1 protein-coding gene and 1 pseudogene are annotated in these 1,270 nt (G+C 51.3%); one reads left to right on the top strand and one right to left on the bottom strand.

Annotated features, from left to right (window positions below; all coding sequences use genetic code 11):
* Positions 1-95: pseudogene (locus PUT78_RS23990) on the top strand (IS6 family transposase); the annotation flags it as partial.
* Positions 96-348: 253 nt separating this feature from the next.
* Here PUT78_RS23990 and PUT78_RS23575 read toward each other — a convergent pair.
* Positions 349-1,270, bottom strand: a 922-nt coding sequence (locus tag PUT78_RS23575; RefSeq protein ID WP_274354645.1) for a hypothetical protein, incomplete at its 5' end; no start/stop codon positions are given.

Genomic DNA, 1,270 nt, shown 5'->3' with positions numbered 1-1,270 from the left:
TCCGAACCATCAAGCGCGACCATCTGGACCACAAACAGCCAGGAGTCAGAGGCGAGATCGCGTTCATCGATCGCTTGTTCGAAACCGTTGCGTAACCTCAGCATATTTGACGTCACACGGCTCAACGAGATTAATGCAACAGTCCCCGCCGCGACGCTCCCCCTGCGCAACCGCAATCGATATCGTCGCCTTATGGACATCCAACCCAATGAACGTGCTATCCTGCATTTGGTCTCTCTCCCATTCTTGAGGCTCGGCACCGGCCCATCCGGCGCAACCCTCGAATGCAGAATGCCGCGGGAGAGACCACCAAGCCAGTCAGCTCAGGGCGCGATCATGGGGTCTAATTCATTCCATAAACTGACCTGCAGCATCGCTACCTCCTTGGTAAGGTTCCGCCGCGACTAGTATGGCGCACGCTGTACCATCGATAGTCTGAAATGGACGCCCTTCCCAAAATTCCACCCCTAGCCAAGCGTCGAACGGGGTCACATCCATCAGCTCGAGAGTACTCAAAAAAGAACGAAGCCTCACAATGTTCTCAATCCTCAGCTCTCCGCTATGAAATAACGAAGTTGGAAGCTCCCCACGATATATCTCATCAACTACGGGGTCACGCACAAATATAAGTCTCAGCCCAGACTTATCCGTCCATCGACCGCCAAAATGTCTGCTTGTCTGATATACTGGCGCGATGTCATCCGCGGAGAGGCAGAGAATTGGGTTTGTTATCTCTCCTGGCTCTCGCCAAAGCCCTCCATCGTAGGAATCCTCGTCCCACCAACGGTAAGTTGCCGGGTCGCCGACAAAAAACTCCGCCAATTCCTCGTAATTTTCGAGGCCGCGTTTATCTAATTCGATCAAATTTTCGGGGAAAAGACCACGTCTGTGAAGTTCATCCGAAATAGCCCGAATCAGTATTTCATAGCTCATTACTCCCGGGAGGTCTTCCGGCATTTGTCCCCCTCGAAATCCGCTCGCAATATCCTCAGTCTCGCCATGAAAAATAAGCGTCGGATCAGCAATGAGGCCTGCAATACCAAACGCGCTACATTGATCAGTTAAGAATGGCAGAACGTCTTGATTAATGATGTCCGTAGCCCTAGTTATTTCTTCTGTGTTGACTAGTACTACAGTTGCATATAATATGGATATCTGATTCAATCCTGCCTGAGCAATTGGGGAGGAATTTCGATGTCCGTATCGGATTGGGCTGGAGTGATTTCGGATTGGCGCGCCGCGCTTGAAGGTATGAAGGCGCGGATTGCAT

It is taken from the genome of Roseinatronobacter alkalisoli, from assembly GCF_028745735.1.
In the GTDB taxonomy this organism is placed as follows: Bacteria; Pseudomonadota; Alphaproteobacteria; order Rhodobacterales; family Rhodobacteraceae; genus Roseinatronobacter; species Roseinatronobacter alkalisoli.
The sequence above is the reverse complement of the archived record's forward strand: the minus strand, read 5'-3'. Positions and strand labels throughout refer to the sequence as shown.